General features: G+C 72.0%; 28 protein-coding genes. 23 read left to right on the top strand and 5 right to left on the bottom strand.

Annotated elements, in window-relative coordinates:
• Positions 1 to 18 precede the first annotated feature (18 nt).
• From ruvX to FB557_RS10400, 3 genes are read left to right on the top strand one after another with little or no spacing between them, the layout of a single operon-like run.
• Positions 19 to 525 carry a Holliday junction resolvase RuvX gene (gene ruvX, locus FB557_RS10390; RefSeq protein ID WP_144857524.1) on the top strand — a complete coding sequence of 169 codons (507 nt, stop codon included), beginning with the start codon at positions 19 to 21 and terminating at the stop codon, positions 523 to 525.
• The gene (gene mltG / locus FB557_RS10395; protein WP_144857525.1) at positions 522 to 1,670 is read left to right on the top strand and encodes an endolytic transglycosylase MltG; all 1,149 of its coding nucleotides are present in this window, start codon (positions 522 to 524) and stop codon (positions 1,668 to 1,670) included. Before ruvX ends, mltG begins: the two co-directional genes overlap by 4 nt.
• Entirely contained in the window at positions 1,640 to 2,479 is an 840-nt protein-coding gene (locus FB557_RS10400) for a shikimate dehydrogenase (RefSeq protein WP_246074697.1), read from the top strand. The genes mltG and FB557_RS10400 overlap by 31 nt, the downstream gene beginning before the upstream one ends.
• Before the next feature lie 3 nt (positions 2,480 to 2,482).
• Here FB557_RS10400 and FB557_RS10405 read toward each other — a convergent pair whose 3' ends face one another.
• From FB557_RS10405 to FB557_RS10415, 3 genes are all read right to left on the bottom strand, one after another.
• Positions 2,483 to 2,788 (bottom strand): type II toxin-antitoxin system PemK/MazF family toxin, encoded by a 306-nt coding sequence (locus FB557_RS10405; protein ID WP_144857526.1) that lies wholly within the window; start codon positions 2,786 to 2,788, stop codon positions 2,483 to 2,485.
• A complete protein-coding gene (locus FB557_RS10410; protein WP_144857527.1) occupies positions 2,785 to 3,003 on the bottom strand; it encodes a hypothetical protein in 219 nt (72 codons plus the stop codon). The genes FB557_RS10405 and FB557_RS10410 overlap by 4 nt, the downstream gene beginning before the upstream one ends.
• Before the next feature lie 97 nt (positions 3,004 to 3,100).
• The gene (locus FB557_RS10415) at positions 3,101 to 3,241 is read right to left on the bottom strand and encodes a nucleotidyltransferase family protein (RefSeq protein WP_246074699.1); all 141 of its coding nucleotides are present in this window, start codon (positions 3,239 to 3,241) and stop codon (positions 3,101 to 3,103) included.
• A 208-nt stretch (positions 3,242 to 3,449) separates the two neighbouring features.
• Here FB557_RS10415 and FB557_RS10420 point away from each other — a divergent pair, with 208 nt between their 5' ends.
• The 4 genes from FB557_RS10420 to aroB all read left to right on the top strand — a co-directional run bounded on the left by FB557_RS10420 (position 3,450) and on the right by aroB (position 7,897).
• The gene (locus FB557_RS10420; RefSeq protein WP_144857529.1) at positions 3,450 to 4,952 is read left to right on the top strand and encodes a DUF222 domain-containing protein; all 1,503 of its coding nucleotides are present in this window, start codon (positions 3,450 to 3,452) and stop codon (positions 4,950 to 4,952) included.
• 94 nt (positions 4,953 to 5,046) lie between these two features.
• Entirely contained in the window at positions 5,047 to 6,297 is a 1,251-nt protein-coding gene (gene aroC, locus FB557_RS10425) for a chorismate synthase (RefSeq protein ID WP_144857530.1), read from the top strand.
• The gene (locus FB557_RS10430; protein WP_144857531.1) at positions 6,294 to 6,821 is read left to right on the top strand and encodes a shikimate kinase; all 528 of its coding nucleotides are present in this window, start codon (positions 6,294 to 6,296) and stop codon (positions 6,819 to 6,821) included. The genes aroC and FB557_RS10430 overlap by 4 nt, the downstream gene beginning before the upstream one ends.
• Entirely contained in the window at positions 6,818 to 7,897 is a 1,080-nt protein-coding gene (gene aroB, locus FB557_RS10435; RefSeq protein WP_144857532.1) for a 3-dehydroquinate synthase, read from the top strand. Before FB557_RS10430 ends, aroB begins: the two co-directional genes overlap by 4 nt.
• A gap of 13 nt (positions 7,898 to 7,910) precedes the next feature.
• On the opposite strand, the gene FB557_RS10440 is transcribed toward aroB, so the two are convergent.
• Positions 7,911 to 9,497 (bottom strand): FMN-binding glutamate synthase family protein, encoded by a 1,587-nt coding sequence (locus FB557_RS10440; RefSeq protein WP_144857533.1) that lies wholly within the window; start codon positions 9,495 to 9,497, stop codon positions 7,911 to 7,913.
• Positions 9,498 to 9,606: 109 nt separating this feature from the next.
• On the opposite strand from FB557_RS10440, the gene efp reads away from it, so the two are divergent.
• Genes efp through FB557_RS14205 form a run of 3 tightly spaced genes read left to right on the top strand, consistent with a single transcriptional unit; the run spans position 9,607 to position 11,793 of the window.
• Positions 9,607 to 10,167 carry an elongation factor P gene (efp, locus tag FB557_RS10445; RefSeq protein ID WP_144857681.1) on the top strand — a complete coding sequence of 187 codons (561 nt, stop codon included), beginning with the start codon at positions 9,607 to 9,609 and terminating at the stop codon, positions 10,165 to 10,167.
• Positions 10,168 to 10,581, top strand: coding sequence for a transcription antitermination factor NusB (nusB, locus tag FB557_RS10450; protein WP_144857534.1), 414 nt, complete (start codon positions 10,168 to 10,170; stop codon positions 10,579 to 10,581).
• An 18-nt stretch (positions 10,582 to 10,599) separates the two neighbouring features.
• A complete protein-coding gene (locus tag FB557_RS14205; protein WP_170236263.1) occupies positions 10,600 to 11,793 on the top strand; it encodes a GNAT family N-acetyltransferase in 1,194 nt (397 codons plus the stop codon).
• A gap of 12 nt (positions 11,794 to 11,805) precedes the next feature.
• On the opposite strand, the gene FB557_RS10460 is transcribed toward FB557_RS14205, so the two are convergent.
• Positions 11,806 to 12,471, bottom strand: coding sequence for a 4a-hydroxytetrahydrobiopterin dehydratase (locus tag FB557_RS10460; RefSeq protein ID WP_144857535.1), 666 nt, complete (start codon positions 12,469 to 12,471; stop codon positions 11,806 to 11,808).
• Positions 12,472 to 12,580: 109 nt separating this feature from the next.
• On the opposite strand from FB557_RS10460, the gene pyrR reads away from it, so the two are divergent.
• The 13 genes from pyrR (at position 12,581) to metK (ending at position 26,510) form a co-directional block, all read left to right on the top strand.
• Complete coding sequence (gene pyrR, locus FB557_RS10465; RefSeq protein ID WP_144857682.1) at positions 12,581 to 13,144, top strand: bifunctional pyr operon transcriptional regulator/uracil phosphoribosyltransferase PyrR; 564 nt, start codon at positions 12,581 to 12,583, stop codon at positions 13,142 to 13,144.
• The gene (locus FB557_RS10470) at positions 13,141 to 14,142 is read left to right on the top strand and encodes an aspartate carbamoyltransferase catalytic subunit (protein WP_144857536.1); all 1,002 of its coding nucleotides are present in this window, start codon (positions 13,141 to 13,143) and stop codon (positions 14,140 to 14,142) included. Before pyrR ends, FB557_RS10470 begins: the two co-directional genes overlap by 4 nt.
• Entirely contained in the window at positions 14,139 to 15,470 is a 1,332-nt protein-coding gene (locus tag FB557_RS10475; RefSeq protein ID WP_144857537.1) for a dihydroorotase, read from the top strand. Before FB557_RS10470 ends, FB557_RS10475 begins: the two co-directional genes overlap by 4 nt.
• Positions 15,467 to 16,618, top strand: coding sequence for a glutamine-hydrolyzing carbamoyl-phosphate synthase small subunit (gene carA / locus FB557_RS10480; RefSeq protein WP_144857538.1), 1,152 nt, complete (start codon positions 15,467 to 15,469; stop codon positions 16,616 to 16,618). The genes FB557_RS10475 and carA overlap by 4 nt, the downstream gene beginning before the upstream one ends.
• Position 16,619: 1 nt before the next feature.
• Positions 16,620 to 19,922, top strand: a complete 3,303-nt coding sequence (carB, locus tag FB557_RS10485) for a carbamoyl-phosphate synthase large subunit (RefSeq protein WP_144857539.1) — start codon at positions 16,620 to 16,622, stop codon at positions 19,920 to 19,922.
• Entirely contained in the window at positions 19,919 to 20,830 is a 912-nt protein-coding gene (locus FB557_RS10490; protein WP_246074701.1) for a dihydroorotate dehydrogenase electron transfer subunit, read from the top strand. The genes carB and FB557_RS10490 overlap by 4 nt, the downstream gene beginning before the upstream one ends.
• Entirely contained in the window at positions 20,830 to 21,786 is a 957-nt protein-coding gene (locus FB557_RS10495; RefSeq protein WP_144857540.1) for a dihydroorotate dehydrogenase, read from the top strand. The genes FB557_RS10490 and FB557_RS10495 overlap by 1 nt, the downstream gene beginning before the upstream one ends.
• Positions 21,783 to 22,652: an orotidine-5'-phosphate decarboxylase gene (gene pyrF / locus FB557_RS10500; protein ID WP_144857541.1), complete on the top strand. Its 870-nt coding sequence runs from the start codon at positions 21,783 to 21,785 to the stop codon at positions 22,650 to 22,652. The genes FB557_RS10495 and pyrF overlap by 4 nt, the downstream gene beginning before the upstream one ends.
• Before the next feature lie 73 nt (positions 22,653 to 22,725).
• Positions 22,726 to 23,043: an integration host factor, actinobacterial type gene (gene mihF, locus FB557_RS10505; protein ID WP_144857542.1), complete on the top strand. Its 318-nt coding sequence runs from the start codon at positions 22,726 to 22,728 to the stop codon at positions 23,041 to 23,043.
• A complete protein-coding gene (gene gmk / locus FB557_RS10510; RefSeq protein ID WP_144857543.1) occupies positions 23,040 to 23,621 on the top strand; it encodes a guanylate kinase in 582 nt (193 codons plus the stop codon). The genes mihF and gmk overlap by 4 nt, the downstream gene beginning before the upstream one ends.
• A 7-nt stretch (positions 23,622 to 23,628) precedes the next feature.
• Complete coding sequence (gene rpoZ, locus FB557_RS10515; protein WP_144857544.1) at positions 23,629 to 23,985, top strand: DNA-directed RNA polymerase subunit omega; 357 nt, start codon at positions 23,629 to 23,631, stop codon at positions 23,983 to 23,985.
• 10 nt (positions 23,986 to 23,995) lie between these two features.
• Complete coding sequence (gene coaBC / locus FB557_RS10520; RefSeq protein WP_144857545.1) at positions 23,996 to 25,222, top strand: bifunctional phosphopantothenoylcysteine decarboxylase/phosphopantothenate--cysteine ligase CoaBC; 1,227 nt, start codon at positions 23,996 to 23,998, stop codon at positions 25,220 to 25,222.
• A 64-nt stretch (positions 25,223 to 25,286) separates the two neighbouring features.
• Positions 25,287 to 26,510, top strand: a complete 1,224-nt coding sequence (gene metK / locus FB557_RS10525; protein ID WP_144857546.1) for a methionine adenosyltransferase — start codon at positions 25,287 to 25,289, stop codon at positions 26,508 to 26,510.
• Positions 26,511 to 26,550 lie beyond the last annotated feature (40 nt).

A 26,550-nucleotide genomic window follows, 5' to 3' on the forward strand; every position in this document is an offset into this window, starting at 1 on the left:
GCCGGCTGGCAGCGCGGCGTGCGCGTCGGCATCGACGTCGGCGCCGCCCGGGTCGGGGTTGCCGTGTGCGATCCCGACGGTCTGCTCGCGACGCCGCTGACCACCCTTCGTCGCGATCTCGACGGCTGGGGCGACGTCGAAGAGGTCGTCGAGGTGGTCGCCGACCGCAGCGCCGTCGGGGTCGTCGTCGGCCTGCCGCGGTCGCTGGACGGCGCGGAGAGAGCCGCCGCGCAGCACGTCCGCGAGTGGTGCGAGGCGCTTCGGACCAGGCTGAACGCCCGACCGGGGCTTGCCGACACGCCGATCCGCCTCGTGGACGAACGCCTGACGACGGTAGATGCTCACCGTGGCTTGCATGCCAGCGGATTGCCAGGACGATCCCACCGCACGGTTGTCGACCAGGCGGCGGCCGTCCTGATCCTCCAGGCGGCGATCGACCGGGAACGCAGTCTGGGGGAGCCCCTCGGGGAGCTCTTCGCCGGTCCCCCTGCTCGCAAGCCGAGACGTAAGGACGGTCGACGATGAACGCCCACCTCGAGGACGACATCTTCGACGACCATCGGCCGCCCCCGTCCTCGAGGCGTGAGCGGCGAGTGCACGGGCCCTCACCCAAGCGCGGACGCACGGTGGTCGCCGTGGTGATCGCGGCGGTGCTGGTCCTTGCGGCGGTCGTCTTCGCCTTCGGCTCCCTTCGCTCGCTCATCCCCTCCGGCGGGGAGGACTACGCGGACTACGAGGGGCCAGGCTCGGGCCAGGTCGAGGTGACGGTCGAGGAGGGTCAGTCCGGCTCGGACATCGCCTCCACCCTCACCGACGCCGGCGTCGTCGCCTCCGCCGGTGCCTTCATCCAGGAGGCCAACGCCGACCCCGACAAGGCGGCGAAGATCCAGCCGGGCGTCTACCAGCTCAAGGAGGAGATGAAGGCCAGCGACGCCTTCGCCTGGCTGGCCGACAACGCCAACCGGATCGCGGAGGGGCTGACGATCCAGGAGGGCCTGTGGCGCTCGGAGATCTATCAGAAGCTGTCCGAGAGCACGGAGATCCCGGTCGAGGACTACGAGGCCGCGGAGTCCTCCGACGAGCTCGAGCTGCCGGCCGAGGCCGACGGCAAGGTCGAGGGCTGGCTCTTCCCCTCGACGTACGAGTTCGAGAAGGACGCGACCGCCGTCCAGCAGCTCAACACGATGATCGGCAAGACCGTTGAAGAGCTGGAAAAGATCGGCCTGCCGCGCGAGGACTGGGAGCGCACCTTGACCGTCGCCTCGATCGTCGAGGGCGAGTCGGGTGCGGCGGACCGGGGCAAGGTCGCGCGGGTCGTGGAGAACCGGCTCGAGCAGACCGACGGCCCGACCGTCGGCAAGCTCCAGATGGACAGCACCGTCCACTACATCTACCAGGAGCGCGGCAAGGCCGGCACGACCGACGAGATGCGCGCCGACCAGAGCCCTTACAACACCTACGTCCACCAGGGACTGCCGCCGGGACCGATCAACAACCCCGGCGCCGCGGCGATCGAGGCGGCGGCCGACCCGGAGGAGGGTGACTGGCTCTTCTTCGTCACGGTCGACCCGAGCAGCGGGGAGACCAAGTTCACCGCCTCGCCCGAGGAGCACGAGCAGAACCGTCAGGAGTTCGAGCAGTGGTGCTCGGAGAACCAGGACAGCTGCTGAGGGCAGCGGTCCTCGGCTCCCCGGTCGCGCACTCCCTCTCCCCGGTCCTGCACACGGCCGCGTACGCCGCCCTGGGTCTGCGGGGCTGGGACTACGGGCGGTTCGAGGTCGACGAAGGGGGGCTCGCCCCCTTCGTCGTCGGTCTGGACGCCTCCTGGCGTGGGCTGAGCCTGACCATGCCGCTCAAGGTCGTCGCCTTCGACGTCGCCGAGGAGGTCTCCGGGCTGGCCCGGCGTGCCGGGGCGATCAACACGCTCGTGCGGACCGAGACCGGGTGGGCGGGGGACAACACCGACGTCCACGGGGTTGCCGCTGCGCTCCGCGAGGCGGGGGTGGAGCGCCCCGAGGAGGCGACGATCATCGGGTCCGGCGCGACGGCGCGCTCCGCGCTGCTGGCGCTCGAGGAGCTCGGGTCGGCGCGGGTGCGGGTCGCGGCGCGCAACGCGGAGGCGGTTGCGGTGCTGGCCGATCTGACCGCGGTCGACGTGGTGCACGTGCCGATCGCGGACTGGGCGGAGGGGGAGAGCCGGGTCGTTGTGAGCACGGTCCCCGGCGCGGGGGCGCAGGCTGCGACGGACGCCCTGGTCGCCTCCCCGGGCGACCTGTCGGGGACGGTACTGCTCGACGTGGTCTATGCCGACTGGCCGACCGGGCTTGCTCGGGCTGCCACTGCGGCGGGGGCCACGGTCGTGTCAGGTCTGGAGATGCTCGTGCACCAGGCGGCGCGGCAGTTCGAGCTCTTCACCGGCGAGGTCGCTCCTGTGGCTGCTATGCAGGCAGCAGGGCGGGAGGCGTTGCTACCTCGATAGGGCTCAGAGGTCCATGAGCAGGCCCAGTACCTCTCGGACCTCGCCGAGGGCTACCGGCCCGATGTTGCCCGTGCGGTCGTGGATGCGCGCCGTGGCGACGGAGCGCACGTGCTGGCACTGCGCCGAGGATGCTGCCGCGAGACCGTTGCCTTCGTCGGGATCGATGACGATCTCAGTACTGCTCCTGCGGCGTGTGCGGGTCAGGGGAACGACCTGGATGACGTTCGGTCCACCGCGCAGCACGCGAGCGGCGGTGACGACGACTGCCGGTCGTCTACGGCCGGCCTCGCTGCCGACGGGCGTACTCAGATCGAGTTCGACGACATCACCCCGGCGTCAGCATCGAGCCACCGGGTCTCGTCCTCGCTCAGCTCGGCGGCGAGGTCACGGGCCATCGCATCCTGTCGCAGCGCTCGCAATGCCTGGCTGACGGTCGCGTCAATCGTCTCGTGACGTTCGGCCGCGAGTCGGGTCACCTGGGCGTGGGTGTCGCGACTGATGCGGATGGCGGTGGTCTCGCTCATCGCCTCACCGTACGTCTCGTGTAGACGGATCGGTCTACGCGAGTTGGGTCGCGTTGGTTGGACGTTCGCCCCGCGGCGGCCACCGGGTTGGCGATGATCACCACCGTTCAGCGGTCAGCGACGGCCAGCGCTCACGGTAGGACCGGACCTTGTCCTCGTAGATCTGGGCGGGAGCGATGACCCGGTGCGGACACATGTGCATGGCCACGACGTCCTCGAGCCCGAAGGGGGCGTACACCGTCGGCCTCCCATGACAGGTCCCGGTCGTCGGGAAGGTCCAGCTGATTCATCCGGTCGAGGACGGCACGGCACACCGGGTCGGCGAGCACGGCCGCCACGGTCCATGCCTCGAGCGATGGATCGTCGGACAACACTCGGCGAGGCTAACGCCCCGGTCAGCGCTGCGCAGCGGAGCGTTGTCACCGGTCGGCCCTAGGGTCGTGAGCATGAGCAGATCAGCGGCGAAGGGCGAGTGGGACGGTCCGCCCTGCGCCGTCGCGCGTGAGCTCCTCGACTGGCTGACGACGGTCGGCCAGCAGGTCCTCGACGACGGCGAGACCATCGAGATGATCGAGCTGCTCGAGCGGGCGAAGGGGGCGGCCGCGGCCGCGCAGGCTCGGCTCACCTCCTCCTTCGTCGAGGGCCGTGACGCCGAGGTCGCGGCCCTGGAGTCCGGTCGCGAGATCGACGCGCGGACCGCGCGCCAGCGGCGGGCGGCCGCTCGCTCCGAGGTGGCGCTTGCACGACGGTGCTCACCGAGCCAGGCCGACCGTCATGTCGGGCTGGCCAAGGCGCTGACCGGCGAGCTGCCGCAGACGATGGCCGCGCTGACCAAGGGGGAGATCAGCGAGTGGCGAGCCACGCTCGTGGCCCGCGGTACCGCTTGCCTGTCGGCGGGGGACCGCCGTGAGGCGGATCGCCGACTCAGCCCCGACCTGCGAGGGCTGGGTGACCGCGGTGTGGACGCGGCGGCGCGCCGGGTCGCTGCCGAGATCGACGCCGAGTCGGTGGTCGAGCGGCACCGGCGTGCGGTCGCCTCCCGTCATGTGAGCGTGCGGCCAGCCCCCGACGGCATGGCCTTCCTCACCGTGCTCGGCCGGATGGTCGACGTCGTGGGCGCCAAGGCGTCGCTCGACGCTGCCGAGCAGGCCCGGTGGGTGAGCACCGGCGACGCCGCCCGAGACGCGGCGCGCGCAGCGGATGACCGTGGCCGCGGGGCCTGGATGGCCGATACCGCCCTCGCCCTGCTGTCCGGGCGGGGAGAGGGCGAGGTCCAGCCGGTCGAGGTTGGACTCGTGATGACCCCGGCCGCCCTCCTCCCTCGGCTCGGCGATGTCGCCGGCAGCCCGCTGGGGCGACCGAGCGACCCGGCGGAGGTCCCCGGGTGGGGGCCGGTGCCCGCCGAGATCGCCCGAGAGCAGATCGCGGACCTGCTCGCCGGGGTGGACGAGGGTGTCGCTGGCGACGACGCTGGCGACGACGCCGCGGGCGGCCGCGCCAGCCGCGAGCGCGACGGGGTCTGGATCCGGCGGCTCTTCACCGACCCGAGCGGGCGCAACCTCGTCGGGGCGGACTCACGGCGCCGCCTCTTCTCCGGAGGACTACGCCGCCTGCTCGCCCTGCGCGACCCGACCTGCCGGATACCGTGGTGCGACGCACCGACCCGCCACGCCGACCACGTCGACCCGGCCTCGACCGGGGGCGCGACGAGCAGCAGCAACGGGGCCGGTGAGTGTGCGCGGCACAACTACGACAAGGAAGCACCCGGCTGGAGCGTCGAGGTTCTCCCTGGATCTGGTCCGCACACCGTGCGGGTCCACGCCCCTACCGGGTCGACCCACGACGCAGCCGCACCACCCCTTCGCGGGCATGGCAGCGGACCCCCGGCGGCGGGCGAGCTCAGCCCGATGGAGGCATGGGTCGCGAGTCTGCTGGATGCGGCGGCGTGAGGCCCGGGCGTGAGGTCCCGGCCGACGTCGGCCCGCGGTGACAGATCGCGGACCGCGGTACGAGGCACGTCCGCGTCGATGGGAAGATCGAGCCATGCTGCGTTGGTTGACTGCTGGTGAGTCGCACGGCCAGGCACTGGTCGCGACCCTCGAAGGACTCCCCGCCGGCGTCGAGGTGAGCACCACCGACGTCGCTGCCGCCCTCGCCCGCCGTCGCCTCGGTTACGGGCGAGGCGCGCGAATGAGCTTCGAGCAGGACGAGGTGACCTTCCTCGGTGGGGTGCGCCACGGGGTGAGCCTCGGCTCACCGATCGCGGTGATGATCGGCAACACCGAGTGGCCCAAGTGGCAGACCGTCATGAGCGCCGACCCGGTGAGCGAGGCGGATCTCGCCGCGTCCAGCGACATCGGGGCGGAGAAGGAGATCGCCCGCAACCGTCCGCTCACGAGGCCCCGACCCGGGCACGCCGACCTCGTCGGGATGCAGAAGTACGGCTTCACCGAGGCCCGGCCGGTCCTCGAGCGCGCCTCCGCGCGGGAGACCGCCGCCCGGGTGGCCCTCGGGGAGATCGCGGGGCGCTTCCTCCGGCAGGCCTACGGGATCCGCCTCGTCGCCCACACCGTCGCCATCGGCGAGGGCGACGTCCCCGACGACGCACCGCTGCCCACGCCAGACGACACCGCCGCGCTCGACGACAGCCCTGTCCGCTCACTGTCCGAGCAGGGGACCGCCGCGATGATCGCCGAGATCGAGTCCGCGAAGAAGGCCGGCGACACCCTTGGTGGGGTCGTCGAGGTGCTCGCCTACGGACTCCCGCCGGGGCTGGGCAGTCACGTCCACGGCGACCGCCGCCTCGACGCGCGCCTGGCCGCGGCCCTCATGGGCATCCAGGCGATCAAGGGCGTCGAGCTTGGCGACGGCTTCGCGACCGCCCGCCGGCGCGGCAGCGCCGCGCACGACGAGATCGTCCGGGGCGAGGACGGCGTGATCCGGCGCAGTACCGGTCGAGCAGGCGGCACCGAGGGCGGGATGTCCACCGGCGAGCCGCTGCGGGTCCGCGCGGCGATGAAGCCGATCAGCACCGTCCCGCGCGCCCTGCAGACCGTCGACGTGACCACCGGTGCGGCCGCTACCGCGATCCACCAGCGCTCGGACGTCTGCGCCGTGCCTGCTGCCGGGGTCGTCGCCCAGGCGATGGTGGCGCTGGAGATCGCGCAGGCCTGCGTGGAGAAGTTCGGCGGCGACAGCGTCGCCGAGACCGCCCGCAACCACCGCGGCTACCTCGACTCGATCCCCGAGCTGATGCGCAGCTGGGACGGCGAGGAGTGGGGAGGGATCGCGTGAGCGCACCGGCACTCGTGCTCATCGGCCCGCCCGGGGTCGGCAAGTCCACCGTCGCAGCCGCCGTCGCCGAGCGCCTCGGAGCAGACCTGCGCGACACCGACGTCGACATCGAGGTCGCGCTCGGCAAGTCGATCTCCGACGTCTTCGTCGAGGACGGCGAGGAAGCCTTCCGCGTGGCGGAGGCAGCGGCGGTCGACGCCGCCCTGCAGCACGACGGAGCGGTCGTGTGCCTCGGCGGGGGAGCGGTGATGACCGCCGCCGTCGACGAAGGGGTGTCTGCCGCGGCAGCCCGTGGCGCCCGGGTCGTCATGCTCGACGTCGGCATCGCCGACGCGGCGAAGCGGATCGGATTCAACCAGTCCCGTCCGCTGCTCGCGGTCAACCCCCGCGCCTCGTGGCTGGCGATGATGAGCGAACGCCGTCCCACCTACGAGCGGCTGGCGACCGACGTCGTCGACACGGCTGGCCGCAGCGTCGAGGATGTCGTCGCCGAGGTCCTGGCCATCCTCGGGGAGGGCGAGTGAGCGCCGAGGCGACGACCGTCATCTCGGTGGGTGAGGACTACGACGTCCTCGTCGGTCATGGGGTGTCGCACGAGGTTGTCGACCTCGTCCCCGTCGGGGCCCGCCGGGCACTGGTGGTCCACCCAGAGCCGCTGGCCCGCCTGGCTGACCCGGTGGTCGCCGCTCTCGAGGGCGCGGGCCTCGAGGTGATCACCGGTCCGGTCCCGGACGCGGAGGCGGCCAAGACCATCGACGTCGCGGCGCGGCTCTGGTCGCAGATGGGGCAGGCCGAGTTCACCCGGACCGACCTCGTCGTCGGGGTCGGCGGGGGCAGCGTCACCGACCTCGCCGGCTTCGTCGCCGCCTCCTGGCTGCGCGGCGTCCCGGTGATCCACGTCCCGACGACCGTCCTCGGCATGGTCGATGCCGCCGTCGGCGGCAAGACGGGGGTCAACACAGCCGAGGGCAAGAACCTCGTCGGCGCCTTCCACGTGCCGGTCGGCGTGCTCTGCGACCTCGACTCCCTCAAGACCCTGCCGCCCGCTGACCTGCGGGCCGGGCTCGCCGAGGCGGTCAAGGGAGGATTCATCGCCGATCCGGCCATCCTCGAACTCGTCGAGGCGGATCCCGACGACGCGGTGAGGCCCGGCTCGCCCCGGCTGCGCGAGGTCATCGAGCGCAAGATCCGCGTCAAGGCCCAGGTGGTCGCGGCCGACCTCTTGGAGTCGCACCTGCGCGAGATCCTCAACTACGGGCACACGCTCGGGCACGCGATCGAGCACCACGAGCACTACCGGATGCGGCACGGCGAGGCGGTCGCGATCGGCATGGTCTTCGCCGCCGAGCTCTCCTCTCGCGCCGGCCGGATCGACGACGCGCTGGTGCAGCGACACCGTGACGTGCTTGCTGCGCTGAGGCTGCCGACCGGCTACGCCGACGCGACCTTCGACCAGCTGTACACCGCGATGCGTCGGGACAAGAAGTCTCGCGGCTCGCTGCTGCGTTTCGTCGTCCTCGACGGTCTCGCGCAGCCCGCCCGGCTCGAAGGTCCGAGCGAGGGGCTGCTGCGGGCGGCCTACGCGGCGATCGGGCGGTGACGAGGGGTAGGCCTCACTCCTCGACCGACGGCTCGGGTTGGTCCTCCTCGGGCTCGGCCATCGATTTCATCATCGCGATCACCTCGTCCTCGAGCTCGGGCCGCAGGTCGGCCCAGCCCTGCTGGTAACCGAAGGCTTCGCGCACGCTCATGCCCGAGCGCGACTCGCTGACGATCTCGATGTCCTCACCGGTCACGAGCGAGGGGTGCCACACCCCGATCGCCTCGGAGACCTTGAGCAGGTCACGGCGCAGCGTGTTGAGGTAGTTCGCGAGCCGCACCGACTTCAGCTCGGGGTCGAGCCCGCGCGAGAGCCAGTCGTTCTGGGTCGCGACGCCGGTGGGGCAGTGGTCGGTGTGGCACTTCTGCGCCTGGATGCACCCGATCGCGAGCATCGCCTCCCGCCCGACGTGGATGACGTCGCAGCCCAGGGCCATCGCGACCATCGCGTTGTCGGGCAGCCCGAGCTTGCCGGCACCGATGAAGGTGATGTCATCGGTCAGGCCCGCCTCGGCGAACACCCCGAACACCCGCGCAAAGGCCATCCGGAACGGCAGGGCGACGTTGTCGGTGAAGATCAGCGGGGCCGCGCCGGTCCCCCCTTCGCCTCCGTCCACCGCGACGAAGTCCACGCCGCGCTGCCCGTCACCCATCTGGCTGGCCAGCTCGATCCAGAAGCTGAGGTCGCCGACGGCGGACTTGATCCCGACCGGCAGGCCGGTCGCGTCGGCGATGGTCTCGACGAAGTCGAGCATCGAGTCCACGTCGCTGAAGGCGGTGTGCCGCGACGGCGAGGCGCAGTCCTCGCCCATCGGGATCCCCCGGATCTGCGAGATCTGCTCGCTGATCTTCGCGGCGGGCAGCATCCCGCCCAGGCCCGGCTTGGCGCCCTGGCTCAGCTTGACCTCGATCGCCTTGACCGGCGCGGACTCGACGAGCTCGACCAGCTGGTCGAGGTCGAAGCGACCCTCCTTGTCGCGGCAGCCGAAGTAGGCGGTGCCGACCTGGAACATCAGGTCGCCGCCGTTGCGGTGGTAGGGGGACAGGCCCCCTTCGCCGGTGTTCTGGTAGGCGCCGGCCAGGGCGACCCCACGGTTGAGCGACTCGACCGCCGGCCCGGACAGCGACCCGTAGCTCATTCCCGAGACGTTGACGATCGAGGACGGCCGGAAGGCGTGCCGCCGCTCTCGGGCGGCCCCCATGACCTTGGCGGCGGGGAGGTGGACGACGTCGTCGTGGTCCCCCTTCGCGCCGTGCGCCAGCGACGAAGAGGGGGCCACGTCGGAGAAGGTGCGGTGCTTGATCACGACGTGTGCGTCGTCGCGCTCGATGTCATTGTCGGTGCCGAAGCCGGTGTAGTTGTTCGCCAGCTTGCTGCTCGCGTAGACCCAGCCGCGCTGGTCCCGGCTGAACGGGCGCTCCTCGTCGTTGCTCGTGACGATGTACTGGCGCAGCTCGGGCCCGATCCGCTCGAGCAGATAGCGCAGGTTCCCCACGACGGGGAAGTTGTGCTTGAGGGTGTGCTCGCGCTGGAGGACGTCGTGCAGCGCGATGCCGCCGAGAGCAGCAGCGGCGGCACCGAGGATCTTCGAGGTCGACATGAGAGCCAGTGTGCCCGTATCGAGGCGGGAGACGGCTGGTTCGGCGGGTGGCTCTGTGCTCGATAGGATGTCCGGGATCATCGACACCAGACGTGAGGCGCGAGAAGACGTGGCAAGCACCAACGACCTGAAGAACGGCATGGTCCTCAAGCTCGACAACCAGCTCTGGTCCGTCGTGGAGTTCCAGCACGTCAAGCCCGGCAAGGGCCCCGCCTTCGTGCGGACCAAGATGAAGTCGGTGACGACCGGCAAGGTCGTCGACAAGACCTTCAACGCCGGGACCAAGGTCGAGACGGCCAACGTCGACCGCCGGACGATGCAGTACCTCTACAACGACGGCACCGACTTCGTCTTCATGGACCCCGACACCTTCGACCAGATCCCGGTGACCCCGGAGGTCGTCGGTGACGCGAGCAAGTTCCTCCTCGAGAACGGCGAGGCCGTCGTCGCCCGGCACGAGGGTGAGGTGCTCTTCATCGAGCTGCCTCCGTCGGTCGTCCTCGAGATCACCTACACCGAGCCCGGCCTGCAGGGTGACCGGTCCTCCGGTGGCACCAAGCCGGCCACCGTCGAGACCGGTGCGGAGATCCAGGTGCCGCTCTTCGTCGAGCAGGGCACCAAGGTCAAGGTCGACACCCGGGACGGCAGCTACCTCGGCCGCGTGAGCTGAGTGGCCAAGCGGACCAAGGCGCGCAAGCGAGCGGTCGAGCTGCTCTACGAGGCCGAGGCGCGCGGGGTCAACGTCGGTTCGCTGCTCGCCGAGCGCGTCGAGACGCCGACGACCCAGCACCCGCTGCAGGAGTACACGATCGCGATCGTCGAGGGCCTGGTCGAGCACTGGGCCGACGTCGACGAGCTGCTCTCGACCTACAGCCACGGGTGGACCCTGGAGCGGATGCCCGACGTCGACCGGGCCGTCCTGCGCGTCGGAGCTTGGGAGATCCTGCACTCCGAGGAGGTCCCCGACCCGGTCGCGATCTCGGAGGCGGTAGCCCTCGCGACCACCCTGAGCACCGACGAGTCGCCCCGCTTCGTCAACGGCCTGCTCGCCCGCATCTCCGAGGTCAAGCCCACCCTGGTGTAGGGCGGCCTTAGCGTCTCGATGATCCGCCCGGCAGAGCCCCATGATGCCGCGGCGATCGCTGCCGTCGAGCGGGCCGCGGGCCGGCGCTTCGAGGCGGTGGTGGACACCTCGAGGTGGACCGATCCGGTGCCTGGGGAGCGGCTGCGAGCCGGCGGGGACCTGCTCGTTGCCGACGGGGGAGCGGACGGCGAAGGGGGAGAGCGCGGGCTTGTCGGGTTCGTCCACCTCGTCCGGCCGGTCCCCGGGTGGTGGCACCTGGAGCAGATCAGCGTCCACCCCGACCACCAGGGCCGCGGCATCGGCGGTGACCTCCTCGATGCCGCCGAGTCGCTCGCCCGGGACGCAGGGGCCCACGCGCTCACCCTGCGGACCTACCGTGACGTGCCGTGGAACGGGCCCTGGTACGCCGCTCGGGGCTACGAGGTGCTTGACCCCTCCCCGTCGGCTCTGAGCCACCTCGTCGACACCGAGCGCGCTGCCGGGCTTCTCGACGGGCCCGAGCGGGTGACGATGGCGCGGCGCCTCGTCGACCCGGTGCCGGCGCGTCCGGCGGTGAGCGTCATCCCGCTGCGGGACGGGGCGGGCGGGCTGGAGGTCTTCGTCCAGCACCGCGCGGCGACGATGGACTTCGCCGCTGGCGCCGTCGTCTTCCCCGGCGGCCGGGTCGACCCTGTCGACACCGACCCCGTCGACACCGACCCCGCGGGCGACGACCCAGCCGGGTCCGACCTCGACCTCGCCGCGTGGCGGCACACCTCCCTCGCCGCGGACCCGACGCGGCTCGTCGTCGCGGCGCACCGCGCCGGGGTGCGCGAGCTCGCCGAGGAGACCGGCCACCGCGTGGATCTCGCCGACCTCCTCGCCTGGGACTGCTGGGTGACCCCTGCCGTCTCGCCGAAGCGCTTCGACGTCGTCTTCTTCGTCCTGCCCTGCGGCCCCGAGGACGAGCTGCGCAACACGACGACGGAGGCGGTGCGGGCCGGCTGGGAGCCGGTGGACGACCTGCTCCTATCGAGGGAGCGGGGCGAGGTCCGGCTCATGACGCCGACGCGGGTGATCCTCACCGAGCTGGCCAGCTTCGGCTCGGTCGCCGACGTGGTCGGCCGGCGTCCCGAGATCGTGCCGGGGCGACGCGACGGTGCGACCCGTCGGCCCCGGCGGGACCGATGGGACCAGAGCGAGGGCGAGACGGGGGACCGGGCCGCGCCTTAGTCGTGTCGCGCCTTAGCCGTGCGGGAGGTCCGTGCACACGCACGCGGTGTTGCCGTGGGTGTCCTCGAGCACGGTCCAGGACGGCTCGAAGCGGGTCTGCGTGACCCGTCCGCCGGCGGCGACCGCCGCCTCCACCCGCGCCTTGGCCTGGTCGTGCGGGACGTACACGTCGAGGTGGAACCGCATCGCGGGCTGCTTCTCGCTCCCTTCGCCGGCGCTCTCGCTGGCCTGCAGCCACAGGCCGGGCAGCTGTCCGGTCGGGTCGATGACCTCGTGGTCGGTGACGTTGTCCGGCGCGCCGGTGAGCACCGCCGACCAGAAGGGCTCGATCGCCTCGTGGTCGCCGGTGTCCAGCGCCACCTCGAGCACCTGCACGACGCTCGGGTCGGCAGGGACCCCCTGCTCGGCGGCGACTGCCGAGATGGCCCGCGCGAGGTCGACGTCCTTGCCGGTCAGCCCGCCCGCGTCGTGGGTGACGAGGGCGATGTCGACGTGCGGCCAGGTGAGGGTGACGTCGGGATGGTGGTTCGCCTCCTCGGCGAGCGGCGTGATCGCCCGGAGCAGCTCCATGCCGGCCGTGAAGCCCTTGGTGACGAAGCGGGTGCGCAGGGCGCCGCCCACCGGGCGCCAGTCGGGCAGGTCGAGGTCGAGGATCTCGGCGGTGCTCAGGGTGCTCATGACCCCACCCTGCCAGGACTCCAGGCGGCCCTCTAGAGTGTCCTGCGATCGACATCCTTTAACCGCTGTCCCGTGAGGCAGAGAAGGAGGTCTGCGGCGCATGGCCGACATGCCACGTCCTGACTCGACCATCGACGCCCGCGAGGTCCTCTCCGAGAGCGACATCGCCAGGGCCCTCAAGCGCATCGCCCACGAGGTCCTCGAGCAGAGCAGGGGAGCCGACGACCTCGTCATCCTCGGCATCCCCACCCGGGGGGTCGAGCTCGCCCGCCGCCTGGCCGCGCTGATCACCGAGATCGAGGGGCGCGAGGTCCTCGCCGGCTCGCTCGACGTGACGATGTACCGCGATGACCTGCGCGCCCAGCCCACCCGCGCCGCCCAGGAGACCCAGATCCCCGGCGGCGGTGTCGACGGCCTGGTCGTCGTCCTCGTCGACGACGTCCTCTACTCCGGGCGGACCGTCCGGGCCGCCCTCGACGCGCTCGCCGACTACGGCCGGCCGCGCGCGGTCCGGCTCGCCGTCCTCGTCGACCGCGGCCACCGCGAGCTGCCGATCCGCGCCGACCACGTCGGCAAGAACCTCCCGACCTCGCACAGCGAGCGGGTCTCGGTGCGCCTGCGCGGGTACGACGACGAGGCCGACTCGGTGACCATCTCCGGGGGGGCCCGATGAGCGCACCGGAGCCGCGCGCCGCGCGCCACCTCCTCTCGGTCGCCGACCTCGACGCCGCGGCCGTGCGTCGCATCCTCGACACGGCCGTGGAGATGCAGGAGGTCCAGCGCCGCCAGGTCAAGAAGATCCCGACCCTGCGCGGCCGCACCGTGATCAACCTCTTCTTCGAGGACTCCACCCGCACCCGCAGCTCCTTCGAGATCGCCGGCAAGTGGATGTCGGCCGACACGATCAACATCACCGGCAAGGGCAGCTCGACGAGCAAGGGCGAGTCGCTGCGCGACACGGCGCTGACCATCGCCGCCATGGGTGTCGACGCCATCGTCATGCGGCACGGCGCCTCCGGCGCGGCCCATCAGGTCGCCCGATGGCTCGACGAGCTCGGCACGGGTACCAGCGTGGTCAACGCCGGCGACGGCACCCATGAGCACCCGACCCAGGCCCTCCTCGACGCCTACACCGTCGAGCGCCGCCTCGGGTCGCTTGACGGGCGGCACGTGGCGATCGTCGGCGACGTCACGCACAGCCGCGTCTTCCGCTCCAACCTGCTGTCCCTGGCGATGCTCGGTGCCCAGGTCACCGTCGTCGCCCCGCCGACCCTCATGCCCAGCGGCGCGTCCGCGTGGGCCGAGCGCGACGGCTTCACGCTCAGCCACGACCTCGACGCCGTCCTCGCCGGAGAGGTAGCAGGCGGCGTCCCGGACGTGCTGATGATGCTGCGGGTGCAGCGCGAGCGGATGAGCGGCGGCTACTTCCCGACCCCGCGCGAGTACACGATCGGCTACGGCCTGACCCGCGACCGGCTCGCCGCCTTCACCGCTGCCAGCCCGCACGGCGTGATCTGCCACCCCGGCCCGATGAACCGCGGCCTGGAGATCGCCGCCGACGCCGCCGACGCGGCCAGCTCCCTCGTGCTCGACCAGGTGAGCGCCGGCGTCGCGGTCCGGATGAGCGTCCTCTACCACCTGCTGGCCTCCGAGGAAGGAGCGAGCGCGTGAGCGCCCCCGACACCGACCTGCTCATCGCCGGGGCCCGCGTCGCGGGCGGTGCGACCGACGTCCTCGTCCGCGGCGGGGTCGTCGTCGCCCTCGGAGCAGAGGCGACGGCGGAGGCGAAGGGGGAGCCCGCCCGCCTCGACGGCGACGGCCTGGACCTGCTGCCCGGCCTGGTCGACGTGCACACGCACCTGCGCGAGCCGGGCCGTGAGGACGCCGAGACGATCGCGACCGGCTCGGCGGCCGCGGCCGCCGGCGGGTTCACCGCGATCCTCGCGATGGCCAACACCACCCCGGTCACCGACACCGCGGAGAACGCCGAGCGGGTCCTCGACCTCGGCCGGGCCGCGGGGCTGGTCGACGTCCAGCCCATCGGGGCGGTGACCAAGGACCTCGGCGGCAGCGAGCTCGCCGAGCTCGCGCTGATGCACCGCTCCCGTGCCGCGGTGACCGTCTTCTCCGACGACGGCCGCTGCGTAGCCGACCCGCGGGTGATGCGGCGAGCCCTGGAGTACGTCCGCGCCTTCGACGGGGTGATCTCCCAGCACGCCCAGGACCCCGACCTCGCCGGTCCCAGCGCCTGCTGCGACGAGGGCGAGCTCTCCGGCCGCCTCGGCCTGCCGGGCTGGCCGGCGGCCGCCGAGGCGAGCATCATCGCCCGCGACGCCGAGCTGAGCCTGCTCACCGGAGCCCGGGTGCACGTCGCGCACGTCACGACCGCCGAAGGGGTCGAGGTCGTGCGCTGGGCCAAGGCCAGGGGAGCGCGGCTGACCGCCGAGGTCACCCCGCACCACCTCGCCCTGACCAGCGACCTGCTGCGGGGCTACGACCCGGTGTACAAGGTCAACCCACCCCTTCGCCCCGACGAGGACGTCGCCGCGCTGCGGGCCGCTCTCGCCGACGGCACGATCGACGTCGTCGCGACCGACCACGCCCCCCACGCCCGCCACGACAAGGAGCACGCCTTCGTCGACGCGGCCTTCGGGATGCTCGGGCTCGAGACCGCCTTCGCCGTCGTCCACGACCTCATGGTCCGCACCGGTGAGATGACGCTGGCCGACCTCACCCGGGTGATGTCCACCGCGCCCGCCCGGCTCGCCGGCCTGAGCGCGGCCGGCCACGGCGGCCTGATCGAGGTGGGCCGCCCGGCCAACCTCGTCCTCGTCGACACCGAGGCGCCGGTCACCGTCGACGCCACCCGCTCGGCCTCCCTGGCCCGCAACAACCCCTGGCACGGCCGCACCTTCACCGGCGCGGTGCGCGCCACCGTCCTGCGCGGCCGGATCACCTACTCGCCGCAGCCCACGACCGACCCCGAGGTGACCGCATGACCCCCGACCGGCAGCCCGCCGTCCTCGTCCTCGAGGACGGGCGCACCTTCCCTGGCCAGTCCTACGGCGCCCTCGGCGCCACGGTCGGCGAGGCGGTGTTCTCGACCGGGATGACCGGCTACCAGGAGACCCTCACCGACCCGAGCTACCACGGTCAGGTCGTCGTCATGACCGCGCCGCACGTCGGCAACACCGGGTGGAACGACGAGGACGACGAGTCGGCGCGGATCTGGGTCAGCGGCTTCGTCGTGCGTGACCCGGCGGTGCGGCCCAGCAGCTGGCGGGCGAGCGGCACCCTCGAGGACGAGCTCGCCACCCAAGGGGTCGTCGGTATCTGCGGGATCGACACCCGGGCGCTCACCCGGCACCTGCGCGAGCGGGGGGCGATGCGGGTGGGGATCTTCTCCGGCGCGGACCGGCCGGCGAGCGACGAGGAAGCGCTGGAGCGCGTGTGCTCCGCCCCGGCGATGTCCGGGGCCGACCTGGCCGGTGAGGTCTCGACGAGGGAGCGCTACGTGGTCCCGGCGAAGGGGGAGAAGCGCCTCACCGTCGCCGCGCTCGACCTGGGGATCAAGACCAACACCCCGCGCATGCTCGCCGAGCGCGGGATCGAGGTGCACGTCCTGCCCGCCGATGCGAGCATCGAGGACATCCGCGCCGTCGCGCCCGACGGGGTCTTCTTCTCCAACGGTCCCGGAGACCCCGCGACCGCCGAGCACGCGGTCGCGCTGCTGCGAGAGGTGCTTGAGGATCGCACCCCCTACTTCGGCATCTGCTTCGGCAACCAGATCTTCGGGCGAGCCCTCGGCTTTGGCACCTACAAGCTGAAGTACGGCCACCGCGGGATCAACCAGCCGGTGATGGACCGCACCACCGGCACGGTCGAGGTGACCGCGCACAACCACGGCTTCGCCGTCGAAGCCCCCCTGGACCAGGCGACGCAGACCCCCTTCGGGTCGGTCACCGTCAGCCACGTCTGCCTCAACGACGACGTCGTCGAGGGGCTGGAGCTGCGCGAGCCCTCGGAGGACTCCACGGGCCGTCTGCTCGCCTTCTCCGTGCAGTACCACCCCGAGGCGGCCGCCGGCCCGCACGACGCCGGGTACCTCTTCGACCGCTTCGTCACCCTCATGGAAGGTCAGGCCTAAAGTGCCCACGCGCGACGACATCCGCAGCGTCCTCGTCATCGGCTCGGGCCCGATCGTCATCGGGCAGGCCTGCGAGTTCGACTACTCCGGCACCCAGGCCTGCCGCGTCCTGCGCGAGGAGGGCATCCGGGTCATCCTCGTCAACTCCAACCCCGCGACGATCATGACCGACCCCGAGTTCGCCGACGCGACCTACGTCGAGCCGATCACCCCCGAGGTCGTCGAGAAGATCATCGAGCGCGAGCGCCCCGACGCGGTGCTCGCCACCCTCGGCGGTCAGACCGCGCTCAACACCGCGATCGCCCTCCACGACGCGGGGGTCCTTGAGAAGTACGGCTGCCCGCTCATCGGGGCGAACGTCGAGGCGATCCAGCTCGGCGAGGACCGCGAACGCTTCAAGGGCGTCGTCGAGCGCTGCGGTGCCGAGTCGGCGCGCAGCCGGATCTGCCACTCGATGGAGCAGGTGCTCGCCGCCGCCGACGACCTCGGCTACCCGGTCGTCGTGCGCCCCTCCTTCACCATGGGCGGGCTCGGGTCCGGCTTCGCCTTCGACGAGACCGAGCTGCGCCGGATCGCCGGCGCCGGCCTGCAGTACTCCCCCGTGACCGAGGTGCTCCTCGAGGAGTCGATCCTCGGGTGGAAGGAGTACGAGCTCGAGGTCATGCGGGACCACGCCGACAACGTCGTCGTCGTCTGCTCGATCGAGAACCTCGACCCGATGGGGGTGCACACCGGCGACTCGATCACCGTGGCCCCCGCGCTCACCCTCACCGACCGCGAGTACCAGCGGCTCCGGGACATCGGCATCGCGGTGATCCGCGAGGTCGGGGTCGACACCGGTGGGTGCAACATCCAGTTCGCGGTCAACCCCGTCGACGGGCGGATCATCGTCATCGAGATGAACCCGCGCGTCTCGCGCTCCTCGGCCCTGGCGAGCAAGGCGACGGGCTTCCCCATCGCGAAGATCGCGGCGAAGATGGCGATCGGCTACACCCTCGACGAGGTGCCCAACGACATCACCCAGGAGACGCCGGCGAGCTTCGAGCCGACGCTGGACTACGTCGTGGTCAAGGTGCCCCGCTTCGCCTTCGAGAAGTTCCCGGCGGCCGACCCGACGCTGACGACGACGATGAAGTCCGTCGGCGAGGCGATGGCGATCGGCCGCAACTTCACCGAGGCGCTGCAGAAGGCGCTGCGCTCGATGGAGGCCGCGGGGTCGACCTTCCACTGGGACGGTGACGAGCCCAGCCTCGAGCGGGCGCGCGAGCTGCTCGAGGAGGCGCGCACCCCCACCGACGGGCGGATCGTCCTCGTCCAGCAGGCGCTGCGCGGTGGCTGCTCGGTCGAGGAGGTGCACGCCGCGACGAGCATCGACCCGTGGTTCCTCGACCAGATGGCGCTGATCAACGACACCGCCCAGCGGATCCATGACGCCCCGCGCCTCTCGCCGGAGGTGCTCACCGAGGCCAAGCGGCACGGCTTCAGCGACGCCCAGGTCGCCCGGCTGCGCCGGATGCCCGAGTCGGTCGTGCGCGGGGTGCGCCACGCCCTCGGGGTGCGCCCTGTCTACAAGACCGTCGACACCTGCGCGGCCGAGTTCGCGGCCCGCACGCCGTACCACTACTCCAGCTACGACGTCGAGGACGAGGTCCAGCCGCGGGAGAACCCCGCGGTGATCATCCTCGGCTCGGGCCCGAACCGGATCGGTCAGGGCGTCGAGTTCGACTACTCGTGCGTGCACGCGAGCTTCGCCCTGCGCGACGCCGGGTACGACACGGTGATGGTCAACTGCAACCCCGAGACGGTCTCGACCGACTACGACACGAGCAGCCGTCTCTACTTCGAGCCGCTGACCCTCGAGGACGTCCTCGAGGTGATCCACGCCGAGACCGCCGCGGGCCCGGTGGCCGGTGTCATCGTCCAGCTCGGCGGGCAGACCCCGCTTGGGCTCGCCCAGGCCCTCAAGGACGAGGGGGTGCCGGTGGTCGGCACCTCGCCGGAGGCGATCGACCTCGCCGAGGACCGGGGCCACTTCGGCCGGGTGCTCGCCGAGGCCGGCCTCAACGCGCCGAAGCACGGCACCGCCTTCTCCGCCGACGAGGCGGTGCAGATCGCCCGGGAGATCGGGTACCCGGTGCTCGTGCGCCCGAGCTACGTCCTCGGCGGTCGCGGCATGGAGATCGTCTACGACGACGAGACCCTCGCCGAGTACGTGACCCGGGCCGCCGTCGCCAGCCCGGAGCACCCGATCCTGGTCGACCGCTTCCTCGACGACGCCATCGAGATCGACGTCGACGCGCTCTACGACGGCGAGGAGATGTACCTCGGCGGGATCATGGAGCACATCGAGGAGGCCGGCATCCACTCCGGTGACTCCAGCTGCACCCTGCCGCCGGCGACGCTCGGCGCATCCGAGCTGGCGCGGGTCCGCGAGGCCACCGAGGCGCTGGCGAAGGGGGTCGGGGTGCGTGGGTTGATGAACGTCCAGTTCGCCCTCGCCCAGGACGTCCTGTACGTCCTCGAGGCCAACCCGCGCGCCTCGCGGACCGTCCCCTTCGTCGCCAAGGCGACCGGGGTGCCGATCGCCAAGGCTGCCGCCCGGGTCATGCTCGGGGCGCGCATCGCCGAGCTGCGGGCCGAGGGACTGCTGCCGGCCCACGGCGACGGGGGAGACCTGCCCGCGCACGCCCCGATGTCGGTCAAGGAGGCGGTGCTGCCCTTCAAGCGCTTCCGCACCCGCGAGGGTGAGATCGTCGACAGCCTGCTCGGGCCGGAGATGCGCAGCACCGGAGAGGTGATGGGGATCGACACCGACTTCGGTCACGCCTTCGCCAAGAGCCAGCTCGGCACGCTCTCCACCGGACTACCAACCACCGGGGCGGTCTTCGTCTCGGTCGCCAACCGGGACAAGCGGGCCATGCTCTTCCCGGTCAAGCGGCTCGCCGACCTCGGCTTCAGGATCGTCGCGACGCGAGGCACCGCGGAGGTGCTGCGCCGCAACGGGATCGAGGCGGAGGTCGCGCGCAAGCACTCCGAGCGCGAAGGGGGCGAGCCGAGCATCGTCGAGCGGATCCTCGACGGCGAGATCGACATGGTCTTCAACACCCCGTCCGGCCAGCACGCCCGGGCCGACGGCTACGCGATCCGGGCCGCGACGACGGCGATGGACAAACCCATCGTCACCACCGTGCAGCAGCTCGGCGCGGCGGTGCAGGCGATCGAGTCGCGGATCCACGGCGAGCTGCGGGTCAAGCCGCTGCAGGAGCACGCCGCCGACCTCGACCTCTACGGGCGCAGCTCGTGACCCCGTCCCACCCGCTGGGCACCGCGGCCCGGGAGGGCGCGCGCGTGGTCCAGGTCGACGCCGAGGTGATCCGCAGCGCCCCGGCGGGCATCTACCAGCACCTCACCCTCGTCGCGCCCGGGATCGCCGAGCTGGCCCGACCCGGGCAGTTCGTCGCGGCCGCGATCGGCGACGAGCACTCCTCGATGCTGCTGCGCCGCAGCTTCTCGATCCACCGGGTCAGCCCCCAGGGCGCCTACGGCGGGACCGTCGAGATCGTCGTGGCCGCGCACGGACCCGGCACCGAGCAGCTCCTCGCCCTGCCCACCGGTGCTCGGGTCAACCTCATCGGCCCGCTCGGTCGCCCCTTCCCGGTCCCGCAGGAGCCGGTGGCCTGCGTGCTCGTCGGAGGCGGCTACGGGTCCGCCCCGCTCTTCTGGCTCGCGGACGTGCTGCGCGAGCGCGGTTGTCACGTCGAGATCGTCCTCGGCGCGGCGAGCCGCGACCGGCTCTTCGGCGTCCTGGAGGGGCGCCGGAGCGCCGACGGGGTCACGATCACCACCGATGACGGCTCGGAGGGCAGCAAGGGATGGGTCAGCGACGTGCTGCCCGAGCTGATCACCCGAACCGGCGCCTCGGTGATCTACGGCTGCGGGCCGATGGGGATGCTGCGCTCGCTGCACGAGGCCGCTCAGGAGCACGGGATCGTCGCCCAGGTCGCGGTCGAGGAGGCGATGGCGTGCGGCATCGGCATCTGCATGACCTGCGTCATGCCGGTCCGCGACGCGACAGGGACGACGAAGATGGTCCGCTCCTGCGTCGAGGGCCCGGTCTTCCGCGGTGACCGGGTGCGGTGGGATGCCTTCGTCGACGGTCGCTGCCTCGTGCCCGACGACGCGCTCGGCGCCCCCGAGGCGGGTGCGCGCTGATGGTCGACCTGAGCGTGGACCTCGCCGGTGTGCCTCTGCCGAGCCCGATGATGACGGCCTCGGGGTGCGCGGCGAACGGCCGCGAGATGCACCGGTTCATCGACATCACCGAGCTCGGTGCCTTCGTCACCAAGTCGGTCAAGGCGGCACCGGTGAGCGGCCGGCCGACCCCGCGGATGGCCGAGACCGACTCCGGGATGCTCAACTCGATCGGCCTGCAGGGCCCGGGTGTCGCCGCCTTCGTCGAGGAGGACCTCGCCTGGCTGCACTCGATCGGCGCGCGGGTCGTCGTCTCGATCGCAGGCGGCACGGCCAGCGAGTTCGCCGCCGTGGCGCGGCGGGTGGTGCGCTCCCCGTACGCCTCCGCTGTTGCGGCGATCGAGGTCAACATCTCCTGCCCCAACGTCGCCAACCGCGGGCTGGTCTTCGCCTGCGAGCCGAGCGGCTCGCACAAGGTGATCACCCTGGTCCGCGAGGAGGTGCCGCGGGGCATCCCGATCCTGGCCAAGCTGAGCCCCGACGTCACCGACATCACCGAGATCGCGGCCGCCGTGGTCAAGGCCGGAGCGCACGGTCTGACGATGATCAACACCCTGCTCGGCGTCGCGATCGATCCGGTGCGGCTCCGCCCGCACCTCGCGGCGACGACCGGTGGCCTCTCCGGCCCGGCCGTCCGCCCGGTCGCCGTGCGGGCGATCTGGCAGGTCAGCGCGGCCATGCGCGAAGGGAGGGTGCCAGCCGTGCCCATCGTCGGCGCGGGGGGTGTGCGCACCGGGGCCGACGCCCTGGAGCTTCTCGCCGCCGGCGCGACCGCCGTCCAGGTTGGGACAGCCGCCTTCAACGACCCGACGGCGCCGCTGCGGGTCGGCCGGGAGCTCGCCGACGCACTCGACGCGCTCGGAGTGGACCGGCTCGCCGACGTCGTCGGGATCGCCCACGAGGGAGGGCTTCGATGACGAGTGTGGAGGCCCCCTTCGGCACCCGCCTGCGCCCGGCCATGGACCGGCACGGGCCGCTGTGCGCGGGGATCGACCCGCACCGCGAGCTCGTCGAGTCCTGGGGGCTCACCTACGACTACTCGGGGGTCGAGCGCTTCGCCCTGACCTGCGTCGAGGCCTTCGCCGGGTCGGTCGCGGCGGTCAAGCCCCAGTCGGCCTTCTTCGAGGTCTTCGGCTCCCGCGGCGTCGCCCTGCTCGAGCGGGTGACCGACGAGCTTCGCGCTGCCGGCACCCTGTCCGTCCTCGACGTCAAGCGCGGCGACATCGGGACCACGGTCGATGCGTATGCGCAGGCCTTCCTCGGCACGGACGCCCCCGCACCGGCGGACGCGATCACGCTCAGCCCGTACCTCGGATACGGGTCCTTGCGCCCGGCGATCGATCTCGCGCACCAGACCGGACGCGGGGTCTTCGTCCTCGCGCTGACCTCCAACCCCGAGGGGGCGAGCGTCCAGCACGCCCGCGGCGAGGACGGCCGCTCCGTGGCCGCGACCATCGCCGACGGGGCCGCCGAGGACAACGCCGACGCCCTGGCTGCCGGTGAGCTCGGCAGCGTCGGTCTCGTCGTTGGTGCCACCGTCGGAAGCGCCGTCGCCGACCTGGGGATCGACCTGCCGAGGAGCGCTGGCCCCCTGCTCGCGCCTGGCCTCGGCGCGCAGGGCGCGACCGCGGATGACGTGCGCCGCGTCTTCGCAGGGGCGCTGGATCAGGTCCTCGCCTCGAGCAGTCGCGACGTGCTGCGTGCCGGACCCGACACCGCGGCCCTGCGCCGCCGCGCGCACGAGGTGGCCGCTCAGGTACGTGAGGTCGTGACAGGCGCCTGACGGCGCTGCGATCCTCAGTAGACTGGCGCGACCGCCCATCATCTGGCGCGTCCCACGAGAGCAAGGAGTCGGCGTGGCCGTCCCACCACTCACCACAGAGCAACGAGCCGATGCGCTCGCCAAGGCCGCTCAGGCCCGGCGTGAGCGCGCCTCGATCAAGGCGCGGCTGAAGAGTGCCGACGGCTCCATCCGCGAGGTCATCGGGGAGCGTGACCGCAGCGAGGCGATCGCGAAGATGAAGGTCACCGCCCTGCTCGAGTCGATGCCCGGTGTCGGGCGGGTCAAGGCCCGGCGGATCATGCGCGAGCTGGGGATTGCCGAGTCGCGGCGCCTGCGCGGGCTGGGGCAGCACCAGATCGCTGCCCTCGTCGCCCGCTTCGACGGCCAGTGACGGGACGCCTCACCGTCCTCGCCGGGCCGACCGCGGTCGGCAAGGGGACTGTCGCGGCCCACATCCGCGAGCAGCACCCCGAGGTCTGGCTGTCCGTGTCGGCCACGACCCGGCCCGCTCGACCCGGTGAGGTCGACGGCGTGCACTACCACTTCGTCAGCGGAGACCGCTTTGCCGAGATGGTCGCTGCGGGCGAGATGCTCGAGTGGGCCGTGGTGCACGGCCGAGCCTCCTACGGGACGCCCCGGCGACCGGTCGAGGAGGCCCTCGCCGAGGGGCGGCTGCCCCTGCTCGAGATCGACCTGCAGGGCGCGCGTCAGGTGCGGGCCAGCATGCCGGACGCGCGCTTCGTCTTCCTCGCCCCGCCGTCCTGGGACGACCTCGTGACCCGGCTCGTCGGCCGGGGCACCGAGAGCGAGGCCGAGCGGGCCGTCCGGCTGGAGACGGCGAAGGTCGAGCTGGCGGCGAGCAAGGAGTTCGACGAGGTCATCGTCAACGACGAGGTTCGGCGTGCGGCGCAGGAACTCGTATCATTGATGAGATCCGAGAAGAAGACCGCATCAGAACCAACCGGATAGGACACACGTGTCTGGTACCCAGGCGAACCCGACCGGCATCACCAACCCGCCGATCGACGACCTTCTGACCAAGGCCGACAGCAAGTACGCCCTCGTGCTCTACAGCGCGAAGCGGGCGCGGCAGATCAACGCCTACTACAGCCAGCTCCAGGAGGGCCTGCTGGAGTACATCGGCCCGCTCGTCGACGCCCAGGTGCACGAGAAGCCGATGTCGATCGCCCTGCGCGAGATCAACGAGGGGCTGCTCACGAGCGAGCCGATCACCGAGAGCGTCGCCTCCGTCGCCGCGGAGCAGCCGCTGGGCGCGGCGAGCGAGTCAGCCACCCCGGAGGCGGACCTGGCCTTCACCGACGACCAGGCCTGAGCGAGGTCTCGTGCGCGTCGTCCTCGGCGTGACCGGCGGCATCGCCGCCTACAAGGCGGCGCTGCTGCTCCGGCTCTTCACCGAGGCCGGGCACGAGGTCACCGTCGTCCCGACCGAGGCCGCCCTGCGCTTCGTCGGCGCCCCCACCTGGGAGGCGCTGTCGGGGCGGCCGGTGCGCAGCGAGGTGTGGGCCTCGATCACCGAGGTCCCGCACGTCCGCATCGGGCAGGAGGCCGACCTCGTCGTCGTCGCCCCCGCGACGGCGGACATCCTCGCCAAGGCCGCGACCGGCCTGGCCGGTGACCTGCTCACCAACGTCCTGCTCACCGCCCGCTGCCCGGTGGTCATGGCCCCCGCCATGCACACCGAGATGTGGCAGCACCCCGCGACGGTCGCGAACGTAGCCACCCTCCGTGCGCGGGGGGTGCGCATCGTCGAGCCCGCGTCAGGGCGCCTCACCGGCACCGACACCGGACCAGGCCGGCTGCCCGAGCCCGAGGAGATCTACCGGTCGGCTCTCGCCGCGGTCGAGCCGGTCGACAGCGAGCCAGACTTGTCTGGGCTCTCGGTGCTCATCACCGCCGGCGGCACCCGTGAGCCGTTGGACCCCGTCCGGTACCTGGGCAACCGCAGCAGCGGCAAGCAGGGAGTGGCGCTGGCGCAGACCGCGGCGGCGCGAGGAGCCGCGGTCACCCTCGTCGCTGCGCACCTGGAGGTCCCACCCCCTGCGGGCGTCGAGGTCGTGGCGGTCGAGACAGCGCTTGAGATGCAGCGGGCCGTCGCCGAGCGGGCGGGCGCGAGCGACGTCGTCGTCATGGCGGCCGCCGTCGCCGACTTCCGGCCGGCCGAGTACGCCGACTCCAAGATCAAGAAGAGCCACGACGGGCCCGGTGACGACTCCGCCCCGCAGATCGAGCTGGTCCGCAACCCCGACATCCTCGCCGGGGTCGTCGCGGACCGCGAAGGGGGGGACACCCCCTTCGTCGTCGGTTTTGCCGCCGAGACCGGTGACTCCACCGGCGACGTCCTCGCGCTGGGCCGCGCCAAGCTGGCCCGCAAGGGCTGCGACCTCCTGGTCGTCAACGAGGTGGGGGTGGGGATCACCTTCGGCCAGGACTCCAGCACCGTGCACCTGCTGCGGCCGGGCCACGAGCAGGTCACCGTCGGCCCCGCCCCGAAGGCCGCTGTGGCCCACGCCATCTGGGACCTCGTCCGGTCCGAGACGGCCACGTCCTAGACTGCTGTGCGCGCTCGGCCACGGCCGCGGCGCTTCATCCCGCCCCAACCCGTCAGGAGCACCCGTGGCCGGTCGCCTGTTCACCTCCGAGTCCGTCACCGAGGGGCACCCGGACAAGATCTGCGACCAGATCTCCGACACCATCCTCGACGCGATGCTCGAGCAGGACCCCGCCAGCCGCGTCGCCGTCGAGACGATGGTCACGACGGGCCTGGTGCACATCGCCGGTGAGGTGACCACCCAGGGCTACGTCGAGATCCCCAAGCTGGTCCGTGACCTCGTCGCCGACGGCGTCGGGTACGACAGCAGCGAGAAGGGCTTCGACGGCCGATCCTGCGGGGTGTCGGTCTCGATCGGTCAGCAGAGCCCCGACATCGCCCAGGGTGTCGACACCGCCTACGAGAACCGCACCGGCGGTGTCGACCCCAAGGACAAGCAGGGCGCCGGCGACCAGGGCCTGATGTTCGGCTACGCCTGCGACGACACCCCCGAGCTGATGCCGCTGCCGATCTCGCTGGCCCACCGGCTCAGCCAGCGGCTGGCGCAGGTGCGCAAGGACGGCACGCTGGACTACCTGCGCCCGGACGGCAAGACCCAGGTCACCATCGACTACGACGGCGACGCCGCGGTGCGGCTCGACACCGTCGTGATCTCGACCCAGCACAGCGCCGAGATCGACCACGAGCGCCAGCTGCCCGCGGACCTGCGAGAGCACGTCCTCGACCCGGTCATGGCCGACCTGCTCGGCTCCGGCGTCGAGCTGGACACCGCGGACTACCGCACCCTGATCAACCCGACGGGCACGTTCGTCATCGGCGGCCCCATGGGCGATGCCGGGCTCACCGGGCGCAAGATCATCGTCGACACCTACGGCGGGATGGCCCGTCACGGTGGCGGCGCCTTCTCGGGCAAGGACCCGAGCAAGGTCGACCGCTCCGGCGCCTACGCCACCCGCTGGGTCGCCAAGAACGTCGTCGCCGCGGGCCTGGCCCGGCGCTGCGAGGTCCAGGTCGCCTACGCGATCGGCAAGGCCCACCCGGTCGGGCTCTACATCGAGACGTTCGGCACCGAGACCGTCCCCGCCGAGCGCATCCAGGCGGCGGTCGAGTCAGTCTTCGACCTCCGGCCGCTCGCCATCGTCGAGGAGCTGGACCTGCTGCGCCCGATCTACCGGCCGACGGCCGCGTACGGGCACTTCGGCCGGACCGAGGCCCCGGGCGTGGACAATCCCTTCACCTGGGAGCGCACGACGAAGGTGGACCAGCTGAGGGCGGCTGCCAGCCTCTGACCTGGGTCCCGCGGGCCGCTGTCGGTCCCGCTGGGTAGGT

The organism is Marihabitans asiaticum, assembly GCF_007828725.1.
Lineage (GTDB): Bacteria > Actinomycetota > Actinomycetes > Actinomycetales > Dermatophilaceae > Marihabitans > Marihabitans asiaticum.